The following is a 24,512-nucleotide window of genomic DNA, read 5'->3' on the forward strand; positions in this document are numbered from 1 at the left end:
TCCTTGGAAGAGCGGCTGGTGAGTGGATGCGGCGGACGCGGTCAGGCGCGCGACGCCGGGAGGCTCTGCGGTTCGACGACGGGGATGCTCCCCGTCTCGTTGGACAGGCGGCCGGGCGGCAGCAGCAGCGCCGCGACGAAGCCGATGGCGTAGGCGATCGAGAGGCCGATGAAGATGGGCGCGAACACGTCGCGGTAGATCTCCGCGACGGTCGCCTGGAAGGCGGGGTCGCTCGCGTGCACGAGCTGCGGGGTGAGGTTGGCGGCGTCGAAGCCGATGGGGAGCAGCGCCGCGACACCCGCGCCGATGACGCCGCCGATAATGGCGGTCGTCACGGTGGAGCCGACCTGGCGGACGATGTTGACGCTCGCGGTGACGGCGCCCGTCGCGTTCTTGGGGGCAGCGCTCTGCACGACGGCGACGATGAGGCTCATGAAGGAGCCCGTGCCGAGTCCGACGCCGAACATGACGACCATGGGCACCCAGAGCGGGAGCCCGACGGGGAGCGTGGCCATGATGAGCAGGCCCACCGCCCCGAGGGCGGTGCCGACGATCGGGTAGACGCGGTAACGACCCGATCGGCTGGCGAGGAAGCCCGTGAGGAGGTTGCTCACGAGCATCCCCATGACGGTCGCGATGGGCACGAGCCCGGAGACGGTCGCCGTGGTGCTGTAGGCCATCTGCACGTAGGTGGGCAGGTAGGCGGTGATGGAGAAGAGGCCGACGCCGATGATGGCGGAGAGTGCCGTGCCGGCCGCGACGGTGCGGTTCTTGAAGATGTGCAGGGGCACGACCGGGTTCTCGGCGCGCACCTCCGCCCAGGAGAAGAGCGCGAACGATGCCAGGGCGATGCCGAAGGCCGCGAGCGCTGATGTGAGGAGCTCGGCGTCGGAGACCCAGCTCACGCCGAGCACGAGCGTGACGAGCGCGATCGTGAAGGCGAGCGAGCCGAGCACGTCGAAGCGCGGGGCGGACGTGCGGGGGATGCTCGGGATCGCGACGAGCGCGAAGATCAGCGCGGCGACGCCGACGGGGAGGTTCACCCAGAACACCCACTGCCAGCCCCAGTTGTCGGCGATGAGGCCGCCGAGCAACGGGCCGATGAGGATGGCGACGGGGAACGCCGCTCCGATGACGGCCATGTACTTGGGCCGAGCCCTCGGGCTCGTGACCTGGGCGATGATCGTCTGCGACATGAGCTGCAGGCCGGCCGAGCTCATCCCCTGGAAGACGCGGGCGACGATGAGCAGGCCCATGTTCGGCGCGAAGCCGCAGGCGAGCGAGGCGAGCAGGAAGAGCACGAGGGAGGTCAGGAACACCGCTCGGGGGCCGACGATGTCGCCGAGCTTGCCGAGCACGGGCAGGAGCACGGTGCTGGCGAGGGTGTAGCTGACGACGACCCAGCCCATCTGCTCGAGCGCGCCGAGGTCGCCGGCGATGGTCGCGAGCGATGTCGACACGACCGTGTGGTCGAGCGCGCCCAGGAAGGAGACGGTGAGGAGGGAAGCAACAAGAAGGCGGAGTCTCGCCGGTGAGAGTGGCATAAAAGGGCCCGAACGATCGGACGATCTACGCGACATGGTGTGCCTCCGGTCGCTGCGTCGCGGCCGGTGACGGGTTCGTGGAACCCCTGCGTCGAGGTCAGCCTACCCAGGCTTATGTCTGAAATCAACTAAAGAGTGCGCAGGAGCGGCAATTGCGGGCGTCACGCCGACGAGCACCCGCGTTCGATCTGCCAACTCAGCTCGAGATCCTCGAGCAGGGGCGACAGCTCGTCGGGCCACTCGGATGCACGCGGCGCCTTGATGGCACACCGCAGCTCCAGACGGGCACGGCCCTCGAACCCCTGCCGAATAACTCGCTCCCCCTCCGCGGAGCGACTCGTGATGCGTGCGACCCCGGCCCCGGGATCGATGGCGACCTCGACCTCGACCGCGCCGAACGCCGAGACCCGCAGCCACGGCACCCCCGCGACCGGGACCCAGGAGAAGAGGACGGGGATGCCGTCGTGCGATTCGAGCAGATGGGACACGGTCGGGGCACTCTCGTTCTCCGGATGCGCGACTCCCAGCCTGAGCTCGCCCCCACCGGTCAGCACACGCGCCCAGCCCAGCGCGTCCCGCAGCACCCCGCTCGAGGATGGACCGCCGGCCTCGACCGTGACGAGGACACCCTCCGCCCCGGGCGGGGCCACGAACGCCCGAGCCGCTTCCACGAGATCCCTCGGGAGGAAGCGCCGCGCGGCCAGAACGGGCGCGGCACCTGCTGGCAGTCGATCGCGGCGACCGACATCAGGCACGACGGCCTCGTCGACGACCACACCTCGGGCGCCGTCGGCCAGCGCCGCCTCGACCGCGGACAGCCAGCCCCCGGAACTGCGAGCGTCGATCACGACGACCGCGCCGGTCGCGCCGGTCGCGCTCGAGGCGAGCTGCGCACTCAGCGGCAGCTCGGCAACCGCGACGCGATAGGACGCCAGCCGGTCACTATCCACCCCTCGCGGGCCCGGCACACTCGACACCAGGACGGGAATTCGAAGACTCACGACGAAGCCCCCTCGATGTGGGCGGCGACTGCCTCGGCGAGCACGATGGCGTAGCGCGTGTCCTCGAGCTGCTCCTCGTACTCGAGCGGCGCCTCCCCCGAGAGCAGCTCGGCAAGCGCCAGCCACTCCGCCTCGTAGCCGTCGAGCTGTGACCTCGGGGGCACCGCCACCCCGCCTTCCGGCCCGCGAACACTGACACTCGCCGCACCGTCGTGCACAAACGCCGGCGGGAAGTCGACGTCGACGCGCGACTCCCCCGCCGAGACCGTGAGACGCCAGCGAGCATCCGCCCCCTCTGCGCGCATGACGGCACCGAGTTGCACTCGGGCGCGGCCCGCTCGGTACCCGACGGCATAGCCGAGCGGTGCGACGAAGCGAGCGAAGTCGACGCCATCGAACCCCGGCACGAGATCGCGGATGGCGGGCAGGTCATGCACCGCGAGGCCGGCGACGAGCTGCCGCACGATGCCGGCCTGCACGTGTGCGGGCAGTCCAGACGGGGGATGTCGAACTGGAGACCCGCCACCCTCGGCGAACTCGGTGACGAGCCGGTGGTACCGCCTGTTCGGCGGGAGCGACAGCGTGACCCGCACGCTGTCGACGGGAGCCCGCAGCTCGCCGATGAGTCGTCGCGCCTGTACCCAGCCGGTGTCGTAGAGGTGGTTGGTGCCGATGAGCAGCGCCACTCCCCGATCCCGGCAGGCGACGACCAGTGCTTCGGCCTCGGCGACGGTCGTCGCGAGCGGCTTCTCGCACAGGATGCCAGCGACCCCCGCATCGAGCGCGGCACGCACGTGACTCGCGTGCTCGGCCGGCGGCGAGCAGATCAGGGCCAGCTGCACCCGTTCGTCCTGGAACACCTCGCCGACGCCGGAGCTGCTGCGCGCGCCGATGCGCCGAGCGAGCTCGTCCGCACGGCCGCTCCCCGAGTCCGCGATGTGGACAACCCGGAACAGCTCGGGGAGACGCGCGAGCGTGGGGAGGTGGAGCGCGGAGACGCCCGGCCCGGCCCCGATGACGCCGACTGACCACATGCGACCACTTCCTTGTGCGCTTTTGTATGTTTGATGCAAAAGTTTGCTGTGCACGAACGTATCTGGGCGTTCCCTGCGGCGCAAGGTCGACATATTGGGTACAGTTCGGCCATGAGAGAGTCAACGTTGCGCTTCGGTGCCCAGACCGATGAGGTCACGAGCCTTCTCCGAGTCGTCAACCTCGTGCGCATGGGCGAGGCACTGACCCGCCCGCAGATCGGCACCGTCACCGGCCTCGGCCGTGGCGTCGTCACCCAGCGCGTCGAGCAGGCCATCAGCATGGGCTACCTGGAAGAGGGCGACGTCGGCCCCTCCTCAGGAGGGCGAGCCCCACGCACACTGCGCTTCCGAGGAGAGAACGGACTCATCGTCGTCTGCGCCCTCGGCGCGCTCCACATCCACGTCGGCCTCGCACAGCTCGAAGGCGATGTCATCGCACAAGCGCACCTCGACTGGGAGATCTCGCGCGGGCCAGCCGCAACCCTCGACGCGGCTCTCGAGCTCGTCGAAGAGCTCCTCGCCGCAGACACCCAGAGCCGAGGCAGCGAGCTCCCCGTCTGGGGCATCGCAGTCGGTGTCCCTGGCCCCGTCGACTTCGAGTCCGGCAGGCCCGTTGCACCACCCATCATGCCCGGGTGGAACGGCTTCGACATCCGCCGCCGCTTCGAGCAGCGCTTCGACGCGCCCGTCTGGGTGGACAACGACGCCAACCTGCTTGCGCTCAACGAACGCACCAACCGCCAGGTCCCGTCGGTCGATCTCATCTACGTCAAGGTCGGCTCGGGAATCGGCGCCGGCCTCGTCTCGCGGGGGCGCATCCACCGTGGCGCGAACGGCGCGGCGGGAGACATCGGGCACGTGAAGGTGTTCGGGTCGACCTCGCAGTGCCGTTGCGGGAAGATCGGCTGCCTCGAGGCGGAGGCTGGCGGATGGGCCCTCGTTCGGGATGCCCAACTCGCGATCGAAGCCGGTGACGACGGGCTCCTCGCGCGACGCTCAAAGGAGGGCGAGGAGCTCAACCCGGAGCTCATCGCACTGTGCGCCGAAGACGGCGACGCGCTGGCGATCCAGCTCGCGCAGCGCTCGGCGAAGATCATCGGCGAGTCGATCTCCGCGCTCGTCAACATGTTCAACCCGAAGGTCATCGTCGTCGGCGGCGCCCTCGCCTCGGCCGGCGAGATCTTCCTCGCCGAGGTCCGGCAGCGCGTCTACGAGCACTCGCTCCCACTCGCGACCCGCGACCTCAACATCGTGGTCTCAGCGAACGACGTCCGCGAGCCACTGCGCGGGGGTGCCGCGATGGTGCGCGAGCAGCTCTTCGAGGAGACGTTCACGCGCTGGTTCGCGGATGGGCGCCCCACGATCGCGGGGCTCGCCCTCGGCCGCTGACACCGGTACACAGCCGGGCACATTCGGCACTTCTTCCGATTTTCGACATAAGCCTGTAGGTTCACTCCTAAAGCCGGTATCGGCCGTCACAAAGGAGTGTCATGCCCAGAATCGACCCGTGCAGCCCCGACCGCCGGGGAGCACGCCCGTGAGCCTCGCGATCCTGCTCGACGACGCCCTCCGCAGCGATGGCGACGGCTTCTCGCTGCGCGTCTCCCTGCCCTGGATCCGATCCCTCCCCCTCGCCAGCCTCCACGAGCTGCGCGTCACGATCGACGGACAGAGCGCCCCGCTCCCCGAGCTGGCGCCGAGCCCCACGTGGTGGTTCGTGCAGGACCGCATCGTCGTGCACTCGAACGTGCGGCTCGAGCCCGGCCAGCACGAGGTGCTCGTGGGCTTCAAGCTCCTCATCCCCAATATGGGCGCAGGCCCGAACCAGCCGCTCATCCTGCCCTTCGCCGCCGCCCGTCGCCTGGAGCTGGACGCGCCGCTGGCCGCGCCGCGCGCATCCCGCGACCTGCCGCTCGAAGCCGTCGGGAACCCCGCGTGAGCACGCAGCTGCCCGAGGGGTGGACGCTCGCCGCCTCGGCGTTCAACTGGTCGCCCGAGCTCATGGTCGCCGACCGCACCTCCCCCGAGATCGCGGCCTCCATCGGGGCATCCGGCGTCGCGAACGTCATCGAGCTCGAGGCCGCCCAGACGTGGCGCACGTTCCCTGATCCGACGGATGCGGAGACCTCCAGCATCCGCTCCGCCCTCGACGCCACGGACACCTCGGTGAGCATCGTCGGCGCGAGCCTCGACGACTGGCTCACGGCCACCACACGCCGCTCGGAGGATGAGCGCTACGAGTTCCTGCTCCCCCAGCTTCGGGCAGCGGAGCGGCTCGGCGCGGAGGGCATCCGGCTTCCGCTGGGACAGGCGGGCCCTGCCCTCCTCGAGCGCCTCCTCCCCCGCCTGCACGAGCACGGCCTCACGCTCTACGAGGAGCTGCAGGGCCAGCAGTCGCTCGACAAGCCGCAGAACGCGGCTGCCGTCGAGGCCGTCGCGGCGATGGACGACACGAGCATCCGCCTGCTCCTCGACATCAGCATGCTCATGCCGTCGCTGCCGCCCAGCTACCTCGCGAGGCTGCGCGCGGGCGGGGTGGATGCGTCACTCGTGGACGCGCTCGAGCACGACTGGCGGAGCCCGGCGACGCTCGACGCCGTCCAGGCCTCGCTCCGCGGCGGGACCGTGCCGCCGCAGGTGCACACCCTGTTCATGAACCTCGTCATCCGATTTGGGCGGTCGGACGCGCGCGAGCTGCGGGAGATCCTGCCCCTCGTCGGCGGCGTGCACCTGAAGTTCTGGGACCTCGACGACACCGGTGGCCGCATCTCGAACCCCATCCGCGAGACCTCCGCCGAGCTTGCCGCCGTCGGCTTCACGGGCACGCTCTGCAGCGAGTGGGGCGGCCACGAGTGGATCGACTCGCTCACGCCGGAGCAGGCAACCCGCGCCCACCTGGCCCTCGCCCGCGAGGCCATCTCGGAAGGCGCCTCCGCGCCGGCGCCTGCCTGAGCTGCCCAGCCCACGCAGAGAAGTGCGGCAGATGCAGGCTCCCGTTCCCGGGAGCATGCATCTGCCGCACTCTTGTGGCCGGGCAGGGGCTGCCTAGTCCTGCTTCGTGGAGAACGCCGAGTCGAACGCCGCCTCCGACGGACGATACGTCGACAGCTTGCGCACGAACCCCAACGCCTCCGGAGCACCCACGAGACGGTCCATACCCGCGTCCTCCCACTCCACCGACAGCGGACCCTCGTAGCCGATCGCGTTCAGCATGCGGAAGCAGTCCTCCCACGGCACGTCCCCGTGCCCGGTCGAGATGAAGTCCCACCCCCGGCGCGGATCCGCCCACGGCAGATGCGACGACAACCGCCCGTTGCGGCCGTTGCTGAGGCGCTTCTTCGTGTCCTTGCAATGCACGTGATAGATGCGGTCCTGGAAGTCCCACAAGAACCCCACCGGGTCGATGTCCTGCCACACCATGTGCGACGGATCCCAGTTCAGGCCGAACGACTCCCTGTGCCCGATCGCCTCCAACGCACGCTTCGTGGTCCAGTAGTCATACGCGATCTCCGACGGGTGCACCTCGTGCGCGAACCGGACCCCGACTTCCTCGAACACATCCAAGATCGGGTTCCACCGATCCGCGAAGTCCTGATACCCCGCATCCACCATCGCCTCCGTCGCGGGAGGGAACATCGCCACGTACTTCCAGATGCTCGAGCCCGTGAAACCCGTGACGGTCTTCACGCCCAGCGCCGCCGCGAGGCGGGCCGTGTTCTTCAGCTCCTCCGCAGCACGCTGCCGCACCCCTTCCGGCTCACCGTCGCCCCACACCCGGTCGGACACGATGTCCCGGTGCCGCTGATCGATCGGGTCGTCACACACCACCTGCCCCTTGAGATGGTTCGAGATCGTCCACACTTTGAGACCATTGCGCTCAAGGACGTCGAGCTTGCCCTGGACGTACTCGGCGTCATCCCACCGCCACGGATCGAGGTGATCACCCCAGCAGGCGATCTCCAAGCCGTCATACCCCCACTCCCCCGCAAGACGCGCAACCTCCTCGAACGGCAGATCGGCCCACTGACCGGTGAACAACGTGACAGGACGAGACATGCTTCTCCTCTTAACTAACGTTCTCGAATGCTGAACTAACGTTCTCGAATGCTGAACTAACGTTCTCGAATGCTTGGGCCGCGCTGCTCAGACGCCGACGGCGGAGCGGGTCTCGACCCACGCGCTCTCCGCTGCCGAGCTGCGCTCGACGGCGTCGAGCACACGCTGCACGCTGAGCCCCTCTTCGAAGCTCGAGTGCAGCGGGGTGCCGTCTGCGATGGCGGTGACGAGGTCGACGACCTGGTGAGTGAAGCCGTGCTCGTAGCCGAGCATGTGACCGGCCGGCCACCAGGCTGAGACGTACGGATGCTCGGGCTCGGTCACGAGGACCTGCGCGAACCCCTGCGCCCGGCTGTCCGCCGTGCGGTCGTAGTACTGCAGCGAGTTGAGGTCCTCGAAGTTCCAGGCGAGGGCGCCGAACTCGCCGGAGACCTCGATGGCGAGCGCGTTCTTGCGGCCCGTGGCGAAGCGGCTCGCGTCGAACGAGGCGAGCGCCCCGCCCGAGAGCCGTCCGGTGAAGATCGCGATGTCGTCGACGGTCACCGCCCCAGTGCCAGAGCCGTCGGCGAGCGGACGCTCGGCGATGATCGTGTCGATCGTGCCGGAGACCCGGTCGACGCTCTGGCCCGTGACGAACTGCGTGAGGTCGATGGCGTGCGCCCCGATGTCGCCGAGCGCGCCCGAACCCGCGAGCTCCTTCTGCAGGCGCCACGAGAGCGGTGCATCCGGGTCGACCAGCCAGTCCTGCTGGTAGGACGCACGCACCCGGTGGATGCGCCCGATCCTGCCCTCGGCGATGAGGTCGCGGAGCAGGGTCACGGCCGGCACGCGGCGGTAGGTGAAGCCGACCATCGACCTCACGCCGCGCTCTGCTGCGCGCGCAGCCGCATCCGCCATCGCCTCGCCCTCGGCGACCGTGTTGGAGAGCGGCTTCTCGACGATGACGTGCTTGCCCGCCTCGAGCGCCGCGATGGCGATCTCGGCATGCGAGTCACCGGGCGTGACGATGTCGACGATGTCGATGTCGTCTCGCCCGATGACCTCACGCCAGTCGGTGGCCGACTCCTGCCAGCCCCACTGCTTCGCGGCATCCGCGACCGCGTTGCCGTTGCGCCCGACCACAACCGCCATCTCGACCTCGGCTGGCAGGCCGAAGACGCGAGGCGCCTGCCGCCAGCCGACCGAGTGAGCGGCTCCCATGAAGCCGTAGCCGATCATGGCCACGCGCAACGGCCGGGTCATGCGAGAACCACTTCGCGCTCGACGGGGACGCGGTTGGTGACATAGCGGCCCGGCGCGATCTGCATGTAGAGGAGTCGCATCGTGAGCACGACCTCGACCGTGAGCTTGTCGCCGGCGGCCGGCACCTCATCTAGCTGGATGACGATGTCGGGCCGGTCGGAGAGGAACCAGAGGGTCTCCGACTGCTCGGGCAGCTCGTCGATCGTGTATGAGCGCCCGACGAGATCGAAGCGCAGCTTGTCCTTCGGGACGGACACCCCGTTGACGTTGACTTCGACGTTGTCGACGGCCGACAGCCAGAGGCTGCGGTACCAGGGGATCTGCACGGAGACGCTGATGCCGTCCTCGCGCCGGGTGACGTCCTTCTCGGCGAAGAGCGAATTGTGTGTTGCCATGTGTCTGTTCCCTAGCCTCAGGCGACCGTGAGGCTGTTCGCCTCGGCCGCGGTCTCTTCGATGGCACGGCGCATGAGCGCGTGCTGCTGGCGCACCTGCTCGACCGGGTCGCTCTCGCCGAGGTCGGCGAACGCGTGGCCCTCCCACTCGCTGGAGAGGTAGCCCTGGTAGCCGCCCTTGACGAACTGGCGCACGATGCGCGCCGTGTCCATGGCCGGCTCCTCGCCGTGCTCGTCGATGTCGTAGAACTTCGCGTGCACGTGGAACATCTGCGGCATGATGTCGAGCCATTCCTCCGGCTCGACGAGGCCGTGCATGTTGAAGGCCAGGCGCGTGAACGGGCCGAGGCGGGCGAAGTCGAACTTCTCCTCCGTGAGGAAGTCCTCGAAGGCCTGGTTGCGCACGTGCATCGGCTGCGGGCGGCGCCAGATCTCGTCCATGACGGGGAAGTACTCCTCCGGCATGCCCATGCTGCTCAGGGTGCGCAGCAGCCGCGGCGAGAGGCTGTGCATCGTCGAGCTGAAGTCGGCGGTGAAGCCGAGGCGGTCGCTGCCGAGGTCCTCGTACATCTCGCGGATCGCGTGGATCTGCGGGGCGTTCGGGCCGGAGGGGGCGTGGATCTCGTAACCGAGACGCTGGTCGTACTTCTCTGCGAGCGGCAGGAGCCGCGCGAGCAGCTCCTTGCCTGCTGAGCGGATGACGACGGTGCGGAACCCGAAGTCGTTGGCCGTCGCGAGCTGGCGCGCGAAGAACTCGTACTCCTCGTCCGGCGTCATGTCGCGGTCCTTGCGGCGCCCCATGTCGAGGTTGGTGCCGACGGCGCTGGGCTCGAGGCCGTCGCGCTCGAGGGTGTCGCGCCAGAACTTCACGAACTCCTTGTCGGTGTCCGGGTAGGTGCGCAGCAGCTGCGCGATGTTGAACTCGACGCCAGTGCCGAGGCCCTCCTTGTGCACCGCCTCGACAAGCGTCTCCGGCGTGTAGAGGCCGGCCGCGAACTCCGAGGTCAGCGAGTAGAGGGTGATGCCGAGCTTGATGCCCGTTCCTGCGATTCCATCTGTCATGGTGTTCTCCTTCTGGTCCCGGCGGTCAGCTGCGTACGGGCAGCGCATGGTGGGCGGCGAGGATGCGGCGCGCCTCGGCGGGGTCGGTGATCATGCGCGATCCCGCATCCGCTGCAGCGGAGCGCTGCACGGCGTGTTCGGCGCGGATGATGTCGAACGGGCTCTGCCAGTGGTTCCAGTGCCAGCCCTCGTACTCGCTCGAGACGGCGCCCGAGTAGCCCTGCTCGACAAGCAGCGCGATGAGCTCGCGCACGGGAACCGAGGGCTCCTCGCCGTGCTCGTCGATGCCGAAGAACTTGCCGTGCACGTGCTTGACCCACGGCATGATCTCGAGCCAGTCCTCGACGCGGGCCGGGCCGAAGAGGCCGGTGCCGTTGATGGCGAAGTCGATGCCGAAGTCTGGACGGCCGTGCTTGGCGGCGAGGCCGATGAACGAGCCGAAGCGCTTGCCGTGCACGCCCTGGTCGGCCGGCGGGCCCTCGGCGTAGTAGCCGTCCCACAGCTCGACGAGCTCGGTGAGCAGCTCCTCCGAGGCGCCGCGGCGGCGGTAGGCCTCGACGGCGGACGGGGCGAACGCCTTGGTGGTGGCGCCCCAATCGGCGGTGAAGCCGAGGTACGGGGAGCCGACCTGCTCGAAGCGGTCGCGGAGCGCGAGGATGCGGGGGTGCGAGGCGTACTGGTCGGCGTGCACCTCGAGGGCCAGCGTCACGCCGTGCTTCTCGGCGATCGGCGCGAGCTGCTCCATCGAGTCCGGCGTGATGGAGATCTGCACGCGGGCGACGGGGAAGCCGAGCTTGGCGGCCGCCTCGATCTGCCGCGTCATGTACTCGACGAGCTCGTCCTGCGAAAGCAGGCGGTCGCGGTGGATGCCGATGTCGGCGTTGACCGCGAGCGAGGTGCGGACCAGGTCGAGCTCCTCGACGAGGTCGGAGAACCAGCCGGCGAACTCGTCGGTGATGTTCGGGAAGCCTCGGATGCTCGAGAACCCGATGAGCTCGAGGCCGGGTCCGAAGCCCTCGGCCGCGACCTTGCGGATGAGCCCTTCGAGGTCGTACTCGCGCCCGTGGAACGCGCGGGTGAAGCTGTAGAGGGTGACCCCCTGGATGGGGGTGCCGAGCTCGCTGCTCATGCGGAGACCGCCTTCATCGTCTTGGAGTTGTGTTCTTCGATGCGGAGCACCCCGTGGTCGGTGATGATGTACGGGATGTAGAGCTTCAGGTCGACGTCGACGGTGTGGTCTCCGTCGCCCGCTGTGATGGGGATGTCGCCTTCGACCACGACGGAGTCGGTCGGGAACCACCACTCGCTCGTGTCGCTGGCGAGCTCATCCGGTGCGTAGGTCCTGCCGTTCATGGTCCAGCGCAGCGACTCGAGTGGGGCGGCGATGCCGTCGACCGAGAGGCCGAACTCGGAGATGCATGATGCGGGGAGCGAGCGGTACCAGGGCAGGCGCACCTCCACCGAGGTGCGTGTGCCGTTCGTCTTGAGCGTGTCCTGCTCGATGATCCGATCAGGAATCATGGTGGCCTCCTAGCCAGTTGTCAGTCATGGTCAGTGCTCGGTCGTCTGCGACGCGAGCGCTGGTGCGGTGGTGAGCCTCGCCGCGACGTCGCGGGCGCCCTTCACGGCGAGCGCGACGCTCGTGAGGGTGGGGTTGCAGGCGGTCGAGGTCGGGATGACGCCGTTGCCGGCGACGTAGAGCCCCGGCACGCCCCAGACCTCGCTCGTCGGCGAGCAGACGCTCTCGCCGTCGTCGGTCTCGCCCATGCGGGTTGTGCCCTGGTAGTGCAGGGATGCGCCGAAGGGGAGGCGGATGACGCGCTCGTCGAGGGGTTCGCCGACGGCGTCGCCGAGCACGCGCAGCTCGGCCTCCGCCGCATCCATCACCGCTCGGTCCTTGTCGGTGGCGGTGTAGTGGATGCGCACGGCGGGCATCCCGTAGCTGTCGAGGTGCCCTTCGGTGAAGAGCACGCGGTCGTCGCGCTGCAGCTCCTTCGCGCAGAACATGCCGAGCCCCACGATGGAGCCGGGGATGACGGCGTCGTCGACCGCGACCGGCACGGGGGACGCGTCGAGCTGCATGACCTGCCCGTGGAACGGCTTCGCGTCGGTGTACGGCACCCAGCTGACGCCACTCGTCTCGCTGATGGCGCCAGCGGCCTTGTCCTGCACCGTGTCCGCAGATACCTCCGGCGCTTCGATGCCCGTGATCCGGGCGGCGAAGACGACCTGCGACTGGTCGTTGAGGTAGCGGCCGAGCGCATCGGGTCGGATCCCGGAGGCCCACAGGACCTGCGGGGTGCGGAGCGCGTCGGCGGCCACGACGACCACTCCGGCCGCGACCACGCTGAGCTGCGCTGCGCCGGCCTCGCTGAGGTCGCGCACCTCGACTCCCGCGACCGCGCCGTCGTCGCCGAGCACGGTCCGGGTGACGAGGGACTCATCGAAGAGCTCGAAGTTGGGGTTCTCGCGTGTCACGCCGCCGAGGACGACGTCGGAGCCCGACCAGACGAGGCGCCCGTCGTCACGGCGCCGCACGGCGAGCGGCATCCGCTGCACGCGGGCGGCAGGCTCGCGGCCCCCGTCGACCACCGGCGAGAGCCGGTCGCGGATGAGCTGGCTGAAGGGGGCACCCTCGAACGCGTCGGTCGTGACGCCGAGCAGGCGCTCGGCCTCACCGAGGAGTTCGTCGAGCTCGCCCGTCGCGTCGAGGAAGCTGATGCGCTCGCTCTCGCCCGGGCGCGGGCAGGCGCCCGTCCAGTGGGCGGACATGCCGCCCACGTTGCTCGACATGGCCGCGACGGGCATCCCGTCACCGCCGTCGACCGAGAAGTCGTCGTCGGGAAGGATGTACGTGCCCGGGCGCGACTGCCGCTTCCCCTGCGCGAGGGCGACGGGACTGTTGAGCTTGGAGGCCGCTTCGCCCGGCCCCTCGGAGCGCCGCTGGGCGGAGCTCCGAGCTTCGAGGTCCTCGATGTTCTTGACGTGCGCGCCCGGCGGGTTCGAGACGGTCGGCCCGACCTCGAACATCGCGATGCGCAGCTCGGGTGCCGTCTCGCTCAGGATGCGCGCGTAGCTCGCGCCGGCTGGTCCGCTGCCGACGATGGCGACGTCGACGCGCTCCGGGTAGCGGCTCATGCCGACGCCGCGGCTTCCTTCACGAAGGCCACCGATGCAGCCGACTCCGTGGTCGGGTAGTACTCGAGGCCGATGGGGCCGTCGTAGCCGGATGCGCGCAGCACGGAGAACTTCTCGGCCCAGTCGAGCGAGCCGCTGCCGGGCTCGCCGCGGCCCGGCGCATCCGCCAACTGCACGTACTTGACGATGTCTCCGGCGTTGGCGAGCTCGGCCGCCATGTCCTCGCCCTCGACGGCAGAGTGGTAGATGTCGTAGAGCACGCCGAAGTTCGGGGAGTCGACGCCGCGGGCGACGTAGACGGCCTCCGAGGTGCGGTCGAGGAGCGAGCCGGGGTGGTCGACGCGGACGTTGACCGGCTCGAGCACCAGCGTGATGCCGGAGCCCTCGATCTGGGCGATCGCCTTCTCGTAGATGGCGATGAGCTCGTCGAGCTGCGTCTGACGCTTCGAGCCGCCGAAGCCCGTGCCGCTGCCGACGACGATGCGCGGGCAGCCGAGGTCCTGCGCGATGGCGACGCCCTCGTCCAGGCACTGGTAGAAGAAGGAGTGGTCCTTCGGCGGGATCATGAACTGCGTGCGCGGCTCGGCGAGCTGCGCCGTGAGCTGCGTGCCCGTCTCCTCCAGAGCCGCCTTGAGCGCGGGGAGGTCCTTGGGCTTGGCGGGTGCATCCTTGCCCGTCGGCCCCCACATCTCGACGGCGTCGAAGCCGGCTGCCGAGGCAGCGCGGACTCGGTCGTGGTAGTCGCCGGCTTCGGTGAAGAGGAGTTCGATGTTCGGTGCGAGCTGGTACATGGCTGGTCCTTTGCGGGGTTCGAAGAGTGAGGGGTCGACGCGTGGAGGTCGAAGCCCGAGGCGGGCGATGCGCTAGAGGCGGTCTGCGAGCTGACGGATGAGGGAGTGCTGGCGGCGGACCTGCTCGATGGAGCGCCACGGTTCGCGCTCGCCCTCGTATTCGCTCGAGAGGTAGCCCGTGTACCCGGCGTCCTTGAGGGCCTTGAGCACCGGCTCCCAGGGGATCTGCTGGTCCTCGAGGCGCTCGTCGATGTCGTGGAACTTGGCCTGGATGAACACGACGTGCTCGATGATTCCGGCGATGTCGGCCGGGTCGACGCCGATGCCGTCGAGGAAGTCGGGGCGCTTGCCCGGCAGCTCGCCCGGACGCAGCGGTATCGGCCTGTCCTGGAAGATGCCGGTGTCGAGGAGCAGCCCGAAGTGCTTCGTGCCGGTGCGCGTGATGAGCGCGATGTAGTCATCCACGACCTCGTGCTTGATGGGCGTCGGCGAGTGGATCTCCGGGCAGATGATGACGTCGAGTTCCTCGGCGAGGGGAAGGCTCAGCTCGACGGCTTCCGTCCAGCTGTGGTGCGGCACGAGGTCGCTCGTGACGACCCCGATCTTCGGGCGCACGAACCTGAAGCCGAGCCGCTTGGCGAGGCGCAGGTCGCGCTGCAGGATCTCGGCGCCCTCCGCCGCGGTGAGGTCGCGCGCCTGCGCTCCGCTCGAGAAGAGCCGCGTGTCGATCCAGGAGCCGTAGTTCGTCGGCTCGAGCGAGTACTTGTCGAGCAGCGCGAACCACTCGTCGACCCAGTCGTCGCTCGGGTTGGGGTAGTTGGGGATGTGCCCCTCGCCGAGGATCTCGACGCCGGTGGCGCCGAGGTCGGCGATCGAGCGCAGCGCGGTCTCGAGGTCCATGACGGTGCCGTAGTCGCCCATGTAGCTGTAAAGGGAGACGCCGTATGCGAACTGGGCGCCTTCTGCCTCGGGCGTGAGGGTGACGTGCTTCGTCACCTGGTAGCGGCTCGGCTGGTGCTCGAGCGGGATGTACGACATCCGCAGGCGCAGGTCGACCGAGAGCTCGTGCACGCCGTCCGGCAGGCCACCCTCGAGGGGGACGGTGACGGTGGCGGGTTCGTCGAGCTGCCAGCGCACATCCTTCGACACCCACAGCTCCTCGAGCGTGTACGTGTTCCCCTGGAGCGTCCAGAGCGGGACGGTCGGGTCCACGTCGACGACGCCGGGGATCTCAACGCCGACCCCGTCGATGAGCGAGGCCGCCATGCCGCGGTACGACGGCATGCGGAGCTGGAATTGGAACCCGGTGACCGTGTCGCCCTCGCGCACGTTGCGGAAGCCGACGGACTGGATGAGGTCTCTCTCGAGAAGCATCGTTGCTCACTCTCTGTGTCTGTGCGTCCACTCTACGCACTTATGTCGGTTTCAGTCATAAGAAAGACTGATGCGCGCCTTAGGTGCTGCGGATGCGGGCGGGCCGGCCGCAAGAGCGGCGCCCGAGCATCCGGAATCCGCCGCCGCACGGCCGCCGCCCGGCCGCCCTCGCCTCAGTCGGTCCGCACACCTGGGGCTTGTGCACCTGCGGCTTGTGCACCTGCGGGCGCCCTTTCGCCTGCGCAACCCCCAGGCCTGCGCAGCACCCCGCCCACGCGCTCACAGACCTGTGCCTTCCGCACCTGCGGGCACCCCTCCGCCTCCACAACCCCCAGGTCTACGCAGAACCCCGTCCACGCGCCCACAGACCTGGGCCATGCGCACCTTCGGGAGCCCCACAGCCTGCGCAACCCCCAGGTCTGCGCAGAACCCCATCCACGCGCCCACAGACCTGGGCCCTGCGCACCTTCGGGAGCCCCACAGCCTGCACAACGCCCAGGTCTACGCAGATCCCTGCCCGCGCGCCCACGCGCCCAGCAGACCTGGGCCACGCGCACCTCCGGGAGCGCCACAGCCTGCACAACACCCAGGTCTACGCAGATCCCTGCCCGCGCGCCCACGCGCCCAGCAGACCTGGGCCACGCGCACCTCCGGGAGCGCCCCACAGCCTGCACAACCCCCAGGTCTGCGCAGCACCCCGCCCACGCGCCCACAGACCTGGGCCACGCGCACCTCCGGGAGCGCCCCACAGCCTGCACAACCCTCAGGTCTCCGCAGAACCCCGCCCACGCGCGCGCCTCCCCGCGCCCACACGCCCACAGACCTTGGCCTTGCGCACTTACCGGAGCCCCACAGCCTGCGCAACCCCCAGGTCTCCGCAGATCCCTGCCCGCGCGCACACGCGCCCGGCAGACCTGGGCCTTGCGCACCTCCGGGAGCCCCACAGCCTGCACAACCCCCAGGTCTGCGCGACGCCCGAGACCACACATACCTGCACCTCCACCCACTCCCGGCATCTCCGCCCGCGCCTCCGCCCACTCCCTCCAAGCGCAGATGTGGGGGTTGCGCATGTGAATCACCGGATTCACGTACGCAACCCCCACATCTGCTCAGCTCAGAGTGCGGCTGGCGGCTCAGGCCAGCGCCTGCACCTCCCGCATGCTGCGGCGGATGAGCGCGTGCTGGCGCTGCACGAGCACAAGCGGGTCGACCTCGCCGAGGTCAGCGAAGGCGTGGCCCTCCCACTCGCTCGACATGTAGCCGGAGAAGCCGCCGCGCACGAACTCCTCGGTGATCGCGCGGTAGTCAATCGCCGGCTCGTCGCCGTGCTCGTCGATGTCGTAGAACTTGGCGTGCACGTGCAGGATCTGCGGCATGATGTCCGACCACTCGCGCACATCCACGCGGCCCTGCATGTTGAAGGACAGGTGCGCGAGCGAGCCGAGGATGCCCGGGTTGATGCCACGCCCCTCGAGGTACGCGATGAACGCCTGCTGGCGCTCGCGCATGGGCACATCGGTGCGCCAGATCTCCTGGAGCTTCTCCACCGCGGCGTCGTCGAGGCCGCGCTTCTTCACCGAGCGCAGCAGCGTCGGCGCCATGCTGTGCATCGTCGACGAGAAGTCGGCGACGAAGCCGAGCAGCGGGGAGTCGAACTCCTCGAAGACCTCGCGCACCTTCACGATGGGCTCGGCGTTCGGCCCGAGGGGCGCGTGGATCTCGTAGCCGAGCTTGAGGTTCAAGCGCTCCGCGATGGGCAGGATGCGCCGCAGCAGCTCCGGCTTCGCGCTCTGGATGCGCACGAGCGGGAAGTCGAGCTTCTTCGCCGACTGCAGCAGCGTCTCGGTGAACTCGAACTCCTCGTCGAGGCTCATGTCGCGCGACCGGTTGCGGCCCATGTCGAGGTTCGCGCCGAACGAGCTGGCGTCGAAGCCGTACTTGTCGAACGCGCTGCGCCACTTCGCGACGAACTCGTCGGAGACGTGCGGGTACGTGGGCACCATCTGGGAGGCGACGATCTCGATGCCGGGCCCGATGCCGAGCTCGGCGACGCGCGCCAGAAGGGAGTCGAAGTCGTACCAGCCCGCCGCGAACTCGGCCGTTGCCGAGTAGAGGGTGAGGCCGAGCTTGAAGGGGTCGCTGTCGCGGGGCTCGGCGAACTCGCCGAGTGCATCCGCCGCCGACGCCTCGAAGTACGGGGTGGTCGCAGCCTCGACGGCCTCGCTCGCGACGAGCGTGCGGGTCACGTCGACGTGGTTCGGGACGTAGAGGCCCGGCTCGGTCTCGCTGCCCGGCTTGATCTGCATGTACGGCAGTCGCAGGTCGGCGACGAGGCGGACCTCGTGCTCGCTGCCATCCGCGATCGGCTCGTCGAGTTCGACGACGAGGCGCGGGCGGTCCTGCAGGAACCACAGCACCTCCGACTGCTCGGCGATCTCGTCGAGGCGGTAGCTCTCGCCACGGTGCTCGAGGCGCAGCTTCGAGGCGTCGATCGCGGCGCCGTCGATCTCAAGGGCGAGGCCCGTGACCGAGGAGAGCCAAACGCTGCGGTACCAGGGCAGCTGCAGGCTGAGCGCTGCGCCATCCGGGTGGGGGAAGAGGCTCTGCTCGCTGAGCAGGGTGTCTTGCGTTGCCATGTGGGGTCTCGATTCCTAGTGCTTGAGTCCGCCTGCGAAGCCCTGCATGAACTGCTTCTGGGCGACGAGGTAGAAGATGAGGATCGGCACCATCGAGATGATGACGATGGAGAAGATCTGGTTCCACTGCGAGACGAGCGCGCCGACGTAGTAGTACATCGCCACGGGCAACGTCTGGAAGTCGGAGCCGCCGAGGAAGATGAGCGACGTGAAGAAGTCGTTCCACACGATGAGGCCGGCGAGGATCGCGACCGTTCCGGTGGCCGGCGCCATGAGGGGGAGGATGATCTGGAAGAACACCTGCGTGGGGCTCGCCCCGTCGAGGGCCGCAGCCTCCTCGTAGTCGGTGCCGAGTCCGCGGAAGAAGTTGGCGTACAGGAAGATCGCGAGCGGGAGGAGCATCCCCGTGTAGAGCACGATCATGCCCCACAGCGAACCGGTCAGGCCGAGCGCGCGGGCCCCCATGTACAGGGGAACGGTGCCGAGCTGCGTTGGCAGGATGATCGCGATGAGGAAGATGTAGTACGACACCTGGGTCCAGCGGCGGGTGCTGCGCGTGATGACGTAGCCCGCGAGCGCCCCGAGGATCACCATGCAGAGGATCGTGCCGCCCGTGATGATGATGCTGTTGAGCAGGCCGATGAGCACGTTCGACTGCCCCGTCGCCGTCATGACGTTGGCGAAGTTCTCGACCGTCCACGTTGCGGGGAGCTCGGTGGCAGAGGTTGAGAAGACCTCCTGGTCGCTCTTGAACGCAGTGATGACGAGGAAGTAGAACGGCAGCAGGAACACGATGGCGACGAGCCAGACCGCGACTTCCCTGATCAGCGTGAGCTTGGTGTACCTGAACATGTCAGCGTCCCTTCTCGGGGCGTTCGGCCGTGAGCTTCTGCTGGAGGACGGCGAAGATGAGGATGATGACGGTGAGGATGAGCGCGAGCGCCGCTCCGTAGCCGAAGTTGCCGAGCGAGAAGGTCTGCTTGTAGACCTCCGTCGCGAGCGTCTCCGTGGCGCCTGCCGGCCCTCCGCCCGTGAGGGCCATGACCTGGTCGAAGATGCGCAGCCCGTTGACGAGTCCGAGCGTCGTCGCGATGGCGACGGCCGAGCGGATCGAGGGGAGCGTGATGTACCAGAAGCGCTGGAGCATGCTGGCGCCGTCGATGGCGGCGGCCTCTTCGATCTCGACGGGCACGCTGGCGAGGCCGGCGATGTAGATGACCATCGTGAAGCCCGTGTTCTGCCAGACGATGACGATGAGGACCGCCCAGATCGACCACTGCGGGTCTGCCAGCCAGGCCTTCTGGTATTCGGCGAAGCCGAGCATCCCGAGGAACGCGTTGAGCGGGCCGTTGAACTCGAAGATGAACTTCCAGATGTAGGCGACCGCGAGCGGGCTGAGCACCACCGGCATGAAGAACAGGGTGCGGAGGATGTAGCGCGTCTTGAGCCCGCGGTTGAGTGCGAGGGCCAGGATGAGGCCGGCGATGTTGGTGAGGATGACCGAGCCGAACGCGAGGAACAGCGTGTTGCCGACGGCGCCGATCTTGCTCGGGTCGGCGAAGATGTCGGCGAAGTTGTCGAACCCGACGAACGTGAACGAGCCGATGCCAGACCAGTTCGTGAACGCGAAGAAGCCTCCGGCGGCGGTCGCGGCGTAGTGGATGAACGCCACGAGCACGAGGCCGGGCAGCACCCACCACCAGTGACCGAATTGGAGAAGGGGACGCCCCTTGCGGGGGAGGGCGGCTTTCTTGCCACCCTCCCCCGTGGGCGACTGGTCTTCAGCAGCTGACTCGGTCTTGCCGTCGCTGTGCAGTGTCGCAGTCATGAACTGGCTCCTTTGCTACGTGTGGATGCGGTGGGTGCCTGACCTTGGAGGTCAGCTGTCCCAGGCCGCATCCATTGCCGAGAGGACGCCGTCGACCGTGGTCTGACCGGTGAAGAGGCCCTGGACGCCCTTCTGCAGCTCGTCGTAGACGGCCTGGTTCGGCCAGAGGCTGTTCGGCAGCGGCGTGTAGGAGCCGTCGGTGAGGACCTGCTCGACGCTCGCGTACGCGGAGCCTTCGAATTGGTAGTTCTCGATGCCGGAGACGGGGAGCGCACCGGACACGTCGGAGAAGAGCTTCGCGCCCTCGTCACCCGCGACCCAGTCGAGGAACGCCTGGGCGGCCTCCTGCTTGTCGCTTGCCGCGTTGATGGAGAGCGAGTAGTTGGAGCTGGCGAGCACGTACGGCTTGCCGCCGTCAGCGGACGGGAAGGGCTCGATGGAGAAGTCGAGGTCCGGGTTGGCCTCGGCCAGCTCGTTGGCGGAGGAACCGGGGAGGAAACCACCGAGCGACGTGCCCTGCGTGATGTTGTTCGTGATGACGTCGAAGCCAGCACCCTCGGCACCAGGCTGGAAGCAGCCCGCATCCTTGAGGTCGATGATCGTCTCGAGCGTGTCCTTCCAGCCCTGCGAGTCGGCGAAGGTGACGTCGCCGGCTTCGCGCTGCTCGTTCCAGTCGGGAGTCTCCGCGTAGACGCGGGTGGCCGAGATCGACATGGCGGTCATCCCCGTGTTGGGGCCTGCGGCACCGGCGATGACGATCATCGACTTGCCCTGCGAGGTGAGGTCGCCGCACTTGCCGATGAGCTCGGCCGTGTCCGCGGGGTAGCTGGTCACGCCAGCGGCCTCCGCCGAGGAGTTGCTGTAGACGAAGCCTGCGACGGTGAAGTCGACGGGCTGCGCGAGCACCTGGTCCTCGTAGGTGTAGAGCGCCTCGCTGCCGTCGGGGATGACACCGGATGCGGTCTCGCCGAGGGGTGCGAGGAAGCCCGCCTCGCCGAGGCTGAGGACCGCCTGGCCCTGGCCCGATCCGGGGGCCGTCTGGATGACGTCCGGGGCGTTGCCCGCCTGGAGCTGCGTGCGGAGCGTCTCGCCGTAGCGGTCGTTCGGCTGCGGGTTGAGCGTGATCGTCACGTCCGGGTTGGCTTCCATGTACGCGTTGGCGAGCGCCTCGTACGGGTTCTCGAGGTTGTTCGAGGTTGCGTAGGTGAGGGAGAACTCGGTGGCGCCGCCGCCTGCGGTGTCGCCGCCGCCGCCGCTTGCGCAACCGGAGAGAGCGAGGACACCGGCAACCGGGAGGGCGAGTGCTGCGCTGAGGCGCATCCGCTGGTTACGGGAGTGAGACATTTTTTGCCTTTCTTGACAGCGTTGTCGAAGATCCTCCGGCCGTACCGGAGCTGGGTTCAGTCTGGCAGGCTTGTGCGCAAAACACACATAAGTAGTTGCGATGCTCCGCATAACTCACGGCCCGGAACCCGCCGAGCGCATCACCGAGACGGATATGCTGGCGCCACACCCCCGATCCGGAGGCACAACGACGTGACCACAGAAACACCGCTCTCCAGGCTCGACCTCAACCTGCTCGTCTCACTCGACGCCCTCCTCACGGAACGCAGCGTCACCAGAGCGGCAGAGCGACTGCACCTCAGCCAACCCGCGCTCAGCGCATCCCTCGGTCGTCTTCGCACGCACTTCAACGACAAGATCCTCGCCCGCACCGGCAACACGTACGAGCTGACACCCCTCGCCGTGCGCCTCAGCGAGCTCACCGCCACAGCCCTCGACTCGGCCAGGCGCGTCTTCGACAGCCAAGCCGAATGGAACCCGACGCAGTCGACCCGCGAGTTCACGGTGCTCGGCTCCGACTACGGCTTCGCGACCATCGGCGCCGCCGTCTCCAAGCTCGCCGCCGAGACCGCCCCGGGCGTGCGCTTCCGGTTCCGGATGCACAACCCGTCCATCGTTGAGGACGCCATCGCGCAGCTCCGCTCGGTCGACGCCATGATGATCCCCCACGGCTTCCTCAGCGACCTCCCATACAACGACCTCTTCACCGACGAGTGGCGCATCATCTGCACCGACGACAACCCGCACGTCGGCGAGCAGATCACGATGGAGAACATCGCCGAGCTGCCGTGGGTGTTCAACTACCTCTCCCGGTCGGCGTTCACCTCGGCGAGCAGGCAGATCCGCGAACTCGGCATCGAGCCGACCGTGGCCGCCGTCGTCGAGGGCTTCCACGTGCTCCCCCACTTCGTCGAAGGCACCAACCGGCTCGCCCTCATGCAGAAGCGGCTCACCGACGTGCTCATCCCGAGCGAGGGATTCCGCGTGCTCGAGCCGCCCTTCGACGCGACCCCCATCTCGGCCGCCCTCTGGTGGCATCCCACCCACAACAGCGACCCAGAGCACGCGTGGATGCGCCGCCTCTTCGCGCAAGCCGGCGAGGCCATGCAGGCGGAGGTCGGCGCGGCGTAGGCGGCAGGCCGGCGCGGCGCTTCCTCGAATCCACTGGTTTCGGGATGGGTTTCACGCTTGCAGATCGCTTGCAAGCCATCCCCAAGCGCGAAACCCATCCCGAGATTCGCTCGCCAACATCAACACCGCGCGGAAACTCCTCGGGATGGGATCCTCACCTCGGCGCAAAAGGCCACCCGCACGAAGCGCCAAACCCATCCCGAGAATCGCTCAGCCACTCCGCCAGCACCCGCCCCCTGTCTCGGGATGGCTTCCACGCACGCAGATGACTTGCAAGCCATCCCCAAGCGCGAAACCCATCCCGAGATTCGCTCGCCAACGTCAACACCGCGCGAAAACTCCTCGGGATGGGATCCTCACCTCGGCGCAAGAAGGCCACCCGCACGAAGCGCCAAACCCATCCCGAGACTTGCTCAGCCATTCCGCCAGCACCCGCCCGCAATTTCGGGATGGCTTCCACGCACGCAGATGACTTGCAAGCCATCCCCAAGCGCGAAAACCATCCCGAGATTCGCTCGCCAACGTCAACACCGCGCGGAAACTCCTCGGCATGGGATCCTCACCTCGACGCAAGAAGGCCACCCGCACGAAGCGCCAAACCCATCCCGAAACAGGAGTAGTCAGCGGATCGGCGGGTCGGCGGATCGGCGGATCGGCGGATCGGCGGGTCAGCGGGTCAGGATGAGGGCGTCGCCCTGGCCGCCTCCGCCGCAGAGGGCGACGGCCGCGGTTCCGCCGCCTCGGCGGGCGAGCTCGTGCACGGCGTGCACGACGAGTCGGGCACCGGATGCTCCGATCGGGTGGCCGAGAGCGATCGCGCCGCCGTGCGGGTTAACCACCTCGTCGGACACACCGAGTTCGGCCTGCGACTGGACGACAACCGCGGCGAAGGCCTCGTTGATCTCGATGTGATCGAGCGTGGAAGCCGCGATCCCCTGCTTCTCGCAGGCGTGGGCGATGGCGCGCGACGGCTGCGACTGCAGCGACGCGTCGGGGCCGGCGACCTGGCCGGCCGCGCCGACGACGGCGAGCACGTCGTAGCCGTGCGCGTCCGCGAAGGCGCGGGTAGTGAGGACAACCGCCGAAGCGCCGTCGGAGATAGGCGAGGCGTTGCCAGCTGTGATGGTGCCGTCCGCGGCGAAGGCGGCGCGCAGCCCGGCAAGCGACTCAGCCGTGGTCGAGGGGCGGATGCCCTCATCGCGCGTCACTCGCACGGGCTCGCCGCGGCGCACTGGCACGTCGACGGCGACGATCTCGGCGTCGAAGAGGCCAGCATCCACGGCCGCGGCGGCACGCTGATGGGAGCGCGCGGCGACGGCATCCTGTGCCTCGCGCGTGATGCCGAGGCTCGTGTTGTGCTGCTCGGTGAGCAAGCCCATGCTCTGGCCGGAGGCCGCATCCGTCAGCCCGTCATGGGCCATGTGGTCGAGCGCCTCGACAGAGCCGTAGGCCCAGCCCTTGCGGGAACCGGCGAGGAGGTGCGGCGCCTGGCTCATCGACTCCATGCCGGCTGCGACGACGAGCTGCGCGTCGCCCGTCTTCAGCAGGCGAGCGGCGTCGATGACTGCCGTCAGGCCCGAGAGGCACACCTTGTTGATGGAAGCGACGTGCGCCGAGGCCGGGATGCCCGCGGCGAGCGCCGCCTGACGTCCCGCGTTCTGCCCGACGCCGGCGGACAGCACGTGCCCGATGAGGACGGCGTCGACTAGCGAGGTGCCGATGCCGGCCTGCTCGAGCGCGCCGCTGATCGCGGCGGCACCGAGCTGCGGAGCGGTCAGCGTCGAGAGCTGCCCATTGAGCTTGCCCTGCGGGGTGCGCGCGGCGGCGACGATGACGATGTCACTCGGACTCGGGACGCTCGCCATTCCACCAGCGGAAGGACCGCCCGCGATGTCGACGGAGCCGCCGGCTTCGCCGCCGATCGCACCGCTCCGGAG

The 24,512-nt window shown here is 68.7% G+C and carries 21 protein-coding genes; 4 read left to right on the forward strand and 17 right to left on the reverse strand.

Annotated features, from left to right (window positions below; all coding sequences use genetic code 11):
- Nucleotides 1-41 precede the first annotated feature (41 nt).
- From C5E05_RS08220 to C5E05_RS08230, 3 genes are all read right to left on the reverse strand, one after another.
- On the reverse strand, nucleotides 42-1,544 hold the full coding sequence (locus C5E05_RS08220) for an MFS transporter (RefSeq protein ID WP_104341632.1): 1,503 nt from the start codon (nucleotides 1,542-1,544) through the stop codon (nucleotides 42-44).
- Between the two features lie 161 nt (nucleotides 1,545-1,705).
- A complete protein-coding gene (locus C5E05_RS08225; RefSeq protein ID WP_146081071.1) occupies nucleotides 1,706-2,545 on the reverse strand; it encodes a hypothetical protein in 840 nt (279 codons plus the stop codon).
- Nucleotides 2,542-3,579 carry a Gfo/Idh/MocA family protein gene (locus C5E05_RS08230; RefSeq protein ID WP_104341634.1) on the reverse strand — a complete coding sequence of 346 codons (1,038 nt, stop codon included), beginning with the start codon at nucleotides 3,577-3,579 and terminating at the stop codon, nucleotides 2,542-2,544. The genes C5E05_RS08225 and C5E05_RS08230 overlap by 4 nt, the downstream gene beginning before the upstream one ends.
- Before the next feature lie 111 nt (nucleotides 3,580-3,690).
- Here C5E05_RS08230 and C5E05_RS08235 point away from each other — a divergent pair, with 111 nt between their 5' ends.
- The 3 genes from C5E05_RS08235 (at nucleotide 3,691) to C5E05_RS08245 (ending at nucleotide 6,531) form a co-directional block, all read left to right on the forward strand.
- A complete protein-coding gene (locus C5E05_RS08235) occupies nucleotides 3,691-4,968 on the forward strand; it encodes an ROK family protein (RefSeq protein ID WP_104332563.1) in 1,278 nt (425 codons plus the stop codon).
- 148 nt (nucleotides 4,969-5,116) lie between these two features.
- Entirely contained in the window at nucleotides 5,117-5,518 is a 402-nt protein-coding gene (locus tag C5E05_RS08240) for a hypothetical protein (protein WP_104299915.1), read from the forward strand.
- Entirely contained in the window at nucleotides 5,515-6,531 is a 1,017-nt protein-coding gene (locus C5E05_RS08245; RefSeq protein ID WP_104341635.1) for a restriction endonuclease subunit R, read from the forward strand. Before C5E05_RS08240 ends, C5E05_RS08245 begins: the two co-directional genes overlap by 4 nt.
- A gap of 93 nt (nucleotides 6,532-6,624) precedes the next feature.
- Here the strand turns inward: C5E05_RS08245 and C5E05_RS08250 are convergent, their stop codons facing one another.
- From C5E05_RS08250 to C5E05_RS08310, 13 genes are all read right to left on the reverse strand, one after another.
- Nucleotides 6,625-7,635, reverse strand: coding sequence for a sugar phosphate isomerase/epimerase (locus tag C5E05_RS08250; RefSeq protein WP_104341636.1), 1,011 nt, complete (start codon nucleotides 7,633-7,635; stop codon nucleotides 6,625-6,627).
- Nucleotides 7,636-7,722: 87 nt separating this feature from the next.
- Nucleotides 7,723-8,877 carry a Gfo/Idh/MocA family protein gene (locus C5E05_RS08255; protein WP_104341637.1) on the reverse strand — a complete coding sequence of 385 codons (1,155 nt, stop codon included), beginning with the start codon at nucleotides 8,875-8,877 and terminating at the stop codon, nucleotides 7,723-7,725.
- Nucleotides 8,874-9,272, reverse strand: a complete 399-nt coding sequence (locus C5E05_RS08260; RefSeq protein WP_104341638.1) for a DUF6379 domain-containing protein — start codon at nucleotides 9,270-9,272, stop codon at nucleotides 8,874-8,876. The genes C5E05_RS08255 and C5E05_RS08260 overlap by 4 nt, the downstream gene beginning before the upstream one ends.
- Nucleotides 9,273-9,289: 17 nt before the next feature.
- Nucleotides 9,290-10,333: a sugar phosphate isomerase/epimerase gene (locus tag C5E05_RS08265; RefSeq protein WP_104341639.1), complete on the reverse strand. Its 1,044-nt coding sequence runs from the start codon at nucleotides 10,331-10,333 to the stop codon at nucleotides 9,290-9,292.
- A gap of 25 nt (nucleotides 10,334-10,358) precedes the next feature.
- The gene (locus C5E05_RS08270; protein ID WP_104332928.1) at nucleotides 10,359-11,462 is read right to left on the reverse strand and encodes a sugar phosphate isomerase/epimerase; all 1,104 of its coding nucleotides are present in this window, start codon (nucleotides 11,460-11,462) and stop codon (nucleotides 10,359-10,361) included.
- Nucleotides 11,459-11,854, reverse strand: a complete 396-nt coding sequence (locus tag C5E05_RS08275) for a DUF6379 domain-containing protein (protein WP_104341640.1) — start codon at nucleotides 11,852-11,854, stop codon at nucleotides 11,459-11,461. The genes C5E05_RS08270 and C5E05_RS08275 overlap by 4 nt, the downstream gene beginning before the upstream one ends.
- Before the next feature lie 30 nt (nucleotides 11,855-11,884).
- Nucleotides 11,885-13,471, reverse strand: coding sequence for a GMC oxidoreductase (locus tag C5E05_RS08280; RefSeq protein WP_104341641.1), 1,587 nt, complete (start codon nucleotides 13,469-13,471; stop codon nucleotides 11,885-11,887).
- Nucleotides 13,468-14,262 carry a TIM barrel protein gene (locus C5E05_RS08285; RefSeq protein ID WP_104341642.1) on the reverse strand — a complete coding sequence of 265 codons (795 nt, stop codon included), beginning with the start codon at nucleotides 14,260-14,262 and terminating at the stop codon, nucleotides 13,468-13,470. The genes C5E05_RS08280 and C5E05_RS08285 overlap by 4 nt, the downstream gene beginning before the upstream one ends.
- A gap of 72 nt (nucleotides 14,263-14,334) precedes the next feature.
- On the reverse strand, nucleotides 14,335-15,636 hold the full coding sequence (locus tag C5E05_RS08290) for a DUF6379 domain-containing protein (RefSeq protein WP_104341643.1): 1,302 nt from the start codon (nucleotides 15,634-15,636) through the stop codon (nucleotides 14,335-14,337).
- Between the two features lie 1,133 nt (nucleotides 15,637-16,769).
- Nucleotides 16,770-18,272 (reverse strand): DUF6379 domain-containing protein, encoded by a 1,503-nt coding sequence (locus C5E05_RS08295; protein WP_104341644.1) that lies wholly within the window; start codon nucleotides 18,270-18,272, stop codon nucleotides 16,770-16,772.
- A gap of 15 nt (nucleotides 18,273-18,287) precedes the next feature.
- Complete coding sequence (locus tag C5E05_RS08300; RefSeq protein WP_104341645.1) at nucleotides 18,288-19,124, reverse strand: carbohydrate ABC transporter permease; 837 nt, start codon at nucleotides 19,122-19,124, stop codon at nucleotides 18,288-18,290.
- A gap of 1 nt (nucleotide 19,125) precedes the next feature.
- Complete coding sequence (locus C5E05_RS08305) at nucleotides 19,126-20,100, reverse strand: carbohydrate ABC transporter permease (protein ID WP_104239793.1); 975 nt, start codon at nucleotides 20,098-20,100, stop codon at nucleotides 19,126-19,128.
- A 51-nt stretch (nucleotides 20,101-20,151) separates the two neighbouring features.
- Nucleotides 20,152-21,444, reverse strand: coding sequence for an ABC transporter substrate-binding protein (locus C5E05_RS08310; protein ID WP_104341646.1), 1,293 nt, complete (start codon nucleotides 21,442-21,444; stop codon nucleotides 20,152-20,154).
- Nucleotides 21,445-21,636: 192 nt separating this feature from the next.
- Here C5E05_RS08310 and C5E05_RS08315 point away from each other — a divergent pair, with 192 nt between their 5' ends.
- On the forward strand, nucleotides 21,637-22,575 hold the full coding sequence (locus C5E05_RS08315; RefSeq protein ID WP_104239795.1) for a LysR family transcriptional regulator: 939 nt from the start codon (nucleotides 21,637-21,639) through the stop codon (nucleotides 22,573-22,575).
- A 668-nt stretch (nucleotides 22,576-23,243) separates the two neighbouring features.
- Here C5E05_RS08315 and C5E05_RS08320 read toward each other — a convergent pair.
- Nucleotides 23,244-24,440 (reverse strand): acetyl-CoA C-acetyltransferase, encoded by a 1,197-nt coding sequence (locus tag C5E05_RS08320; protein WP_104341788.1) that lies wholly within the window; start codon nucleotides 24,438-24,440, stop codon nucleotides 23,244-23,246.
- Nucleotides 24,441-24,512 lie beyond the last annotated feature (72 nt).

Source organism: Pseudoclavibacter sp. AY1H1 (assembly GCF_002931055.1).
Classification (GTDB): domain Bacteria; phylum Actinomycetota; class Actinomycetes; order Actinomycetales; family Microbacteriaceae; genus Pseudoclavibacter.

Bases quoted from the DNA above. Each gene is read 5' to 3' on its own strand.
- C5E05_RS08260 (WP_104341638.1), bottom strand. From the start codon at position 9,272: ATGGCAACACACAATTCGCTCTTCGCCGAGAAGGACGTCACCCGGCGC.
- C5E05_RS08310 (WP_104341646.1), bottom strand. From the start codon at position 21,444: ATGTCTCACTCCCGTAACCAGCGGATGCGCCTCAGCGCAGCACTCGCC.
- C5E05_RS08235 (WP_104332563.1), top strand. From the start codon at position 3,691: ATGAGAGAGTCAACGTTGCGCTTCGGTGCCCAGACCGATGAGGTCACG.
- C5E05_RS08290 (WP_104341643.1), bottom strand. From the start codon at position 15,636: ATGCTTCTCGAGAGAGACCTCATCCAGTCCGTCGGCTTCCGCAACGTG.
- C5E05_RS08270 (WP_104332928.1), bottom strand. From the start codon at position 11,462: ATGAGCAGCGAGCTCGGCACCCCCATCCAGGGGGTCACCCTCTACAGC.
- C5E05_RS08280 (WP_104341641.1), bottom strand. From the start codon at position 13,471: ATGAGCCGCTACCCGGAGCGCGTCGACGTCGCCATCGTCGGCAGCGGA.
- C5E05_RS08295 (WP_104341644.1), bottom strand. From the start codon at position 18,272: ATGGCAACGCAAGACACCCTGCTCAGCGAGCAGAGCCTCTTCCCCCAC.
- C5E05_RS08275 (WP_104341640.1), bottom strand. From the start codon at position 11,854: ATGATTCCTGATCGGATCATCGAGCAGGACACGCTCAAGACGAACGGC.
- C5E05_RS08230 (WP_104341634.1), bottom strand. From the start codon at position 3,579: ATGTGGTCAGTCGGCGTCATCGGGGCCGGGCCGGGCGTCTCCGCGCTC.
- C5E05_RS08220 (WP_104341632.1), bottom strand. From the start codon at position 1,544: ATGCCACTCTCACCGGCGAGACTCCGCCTTCTTGTTGCTTCCCTCCTC.
- C5E05_RS08300 (WP_104341645.1), bottom strand. From the start codon at position 19,124: ATGTTCAGGTACACCAAGCTCACGCTGATCAGGGAAGTCGCGGTCTGG.
- C5E05_RS08255 (WP_104341637.1), bottom strand. From the start codon at position 8,877: ATGACCCGGCCGTTGCGCGTGGCCATGATCGGCTACGGCTTCATGGGA.
- C5E05_RS08320 (WP_104341788.1), bottom strand. From the start codon at position 24,440: ATGGCGAGCGTCCCGAGTCCGAGTGACATCGTCATCGTCGCCGCCGCG.
- C5E05_RS08305 (WP_104239793.1), bottom strand. From the start codon at position 20,100: ATGACTGCGACACTGCACAGCGACGGCAAGACCGAGTCAGCTGCTGAA.
- C5E05_RS08285 (WP_104341642.1), bottom strand. From the start codon at position 14,262: ATGTACCAGCTCGCACCGAACATCGAACTCCTCTTCACCGAAGCCGGC.
- C5E05_RS08265 (WP_104341639.1), bottom strand. From the start codon at position 10,333: ATGACAGATGGAATCGCAGGAACGGGCATCAAGCTCGGCATCACCCTC.
- C5E05_RS08250 (WP_104341636.1), bottom strand. From the start codon at position 7,635: ATGTCTCGTCCTGTCACGTTGTTCACCGGTCAGTGGGCCGATCTGCCG.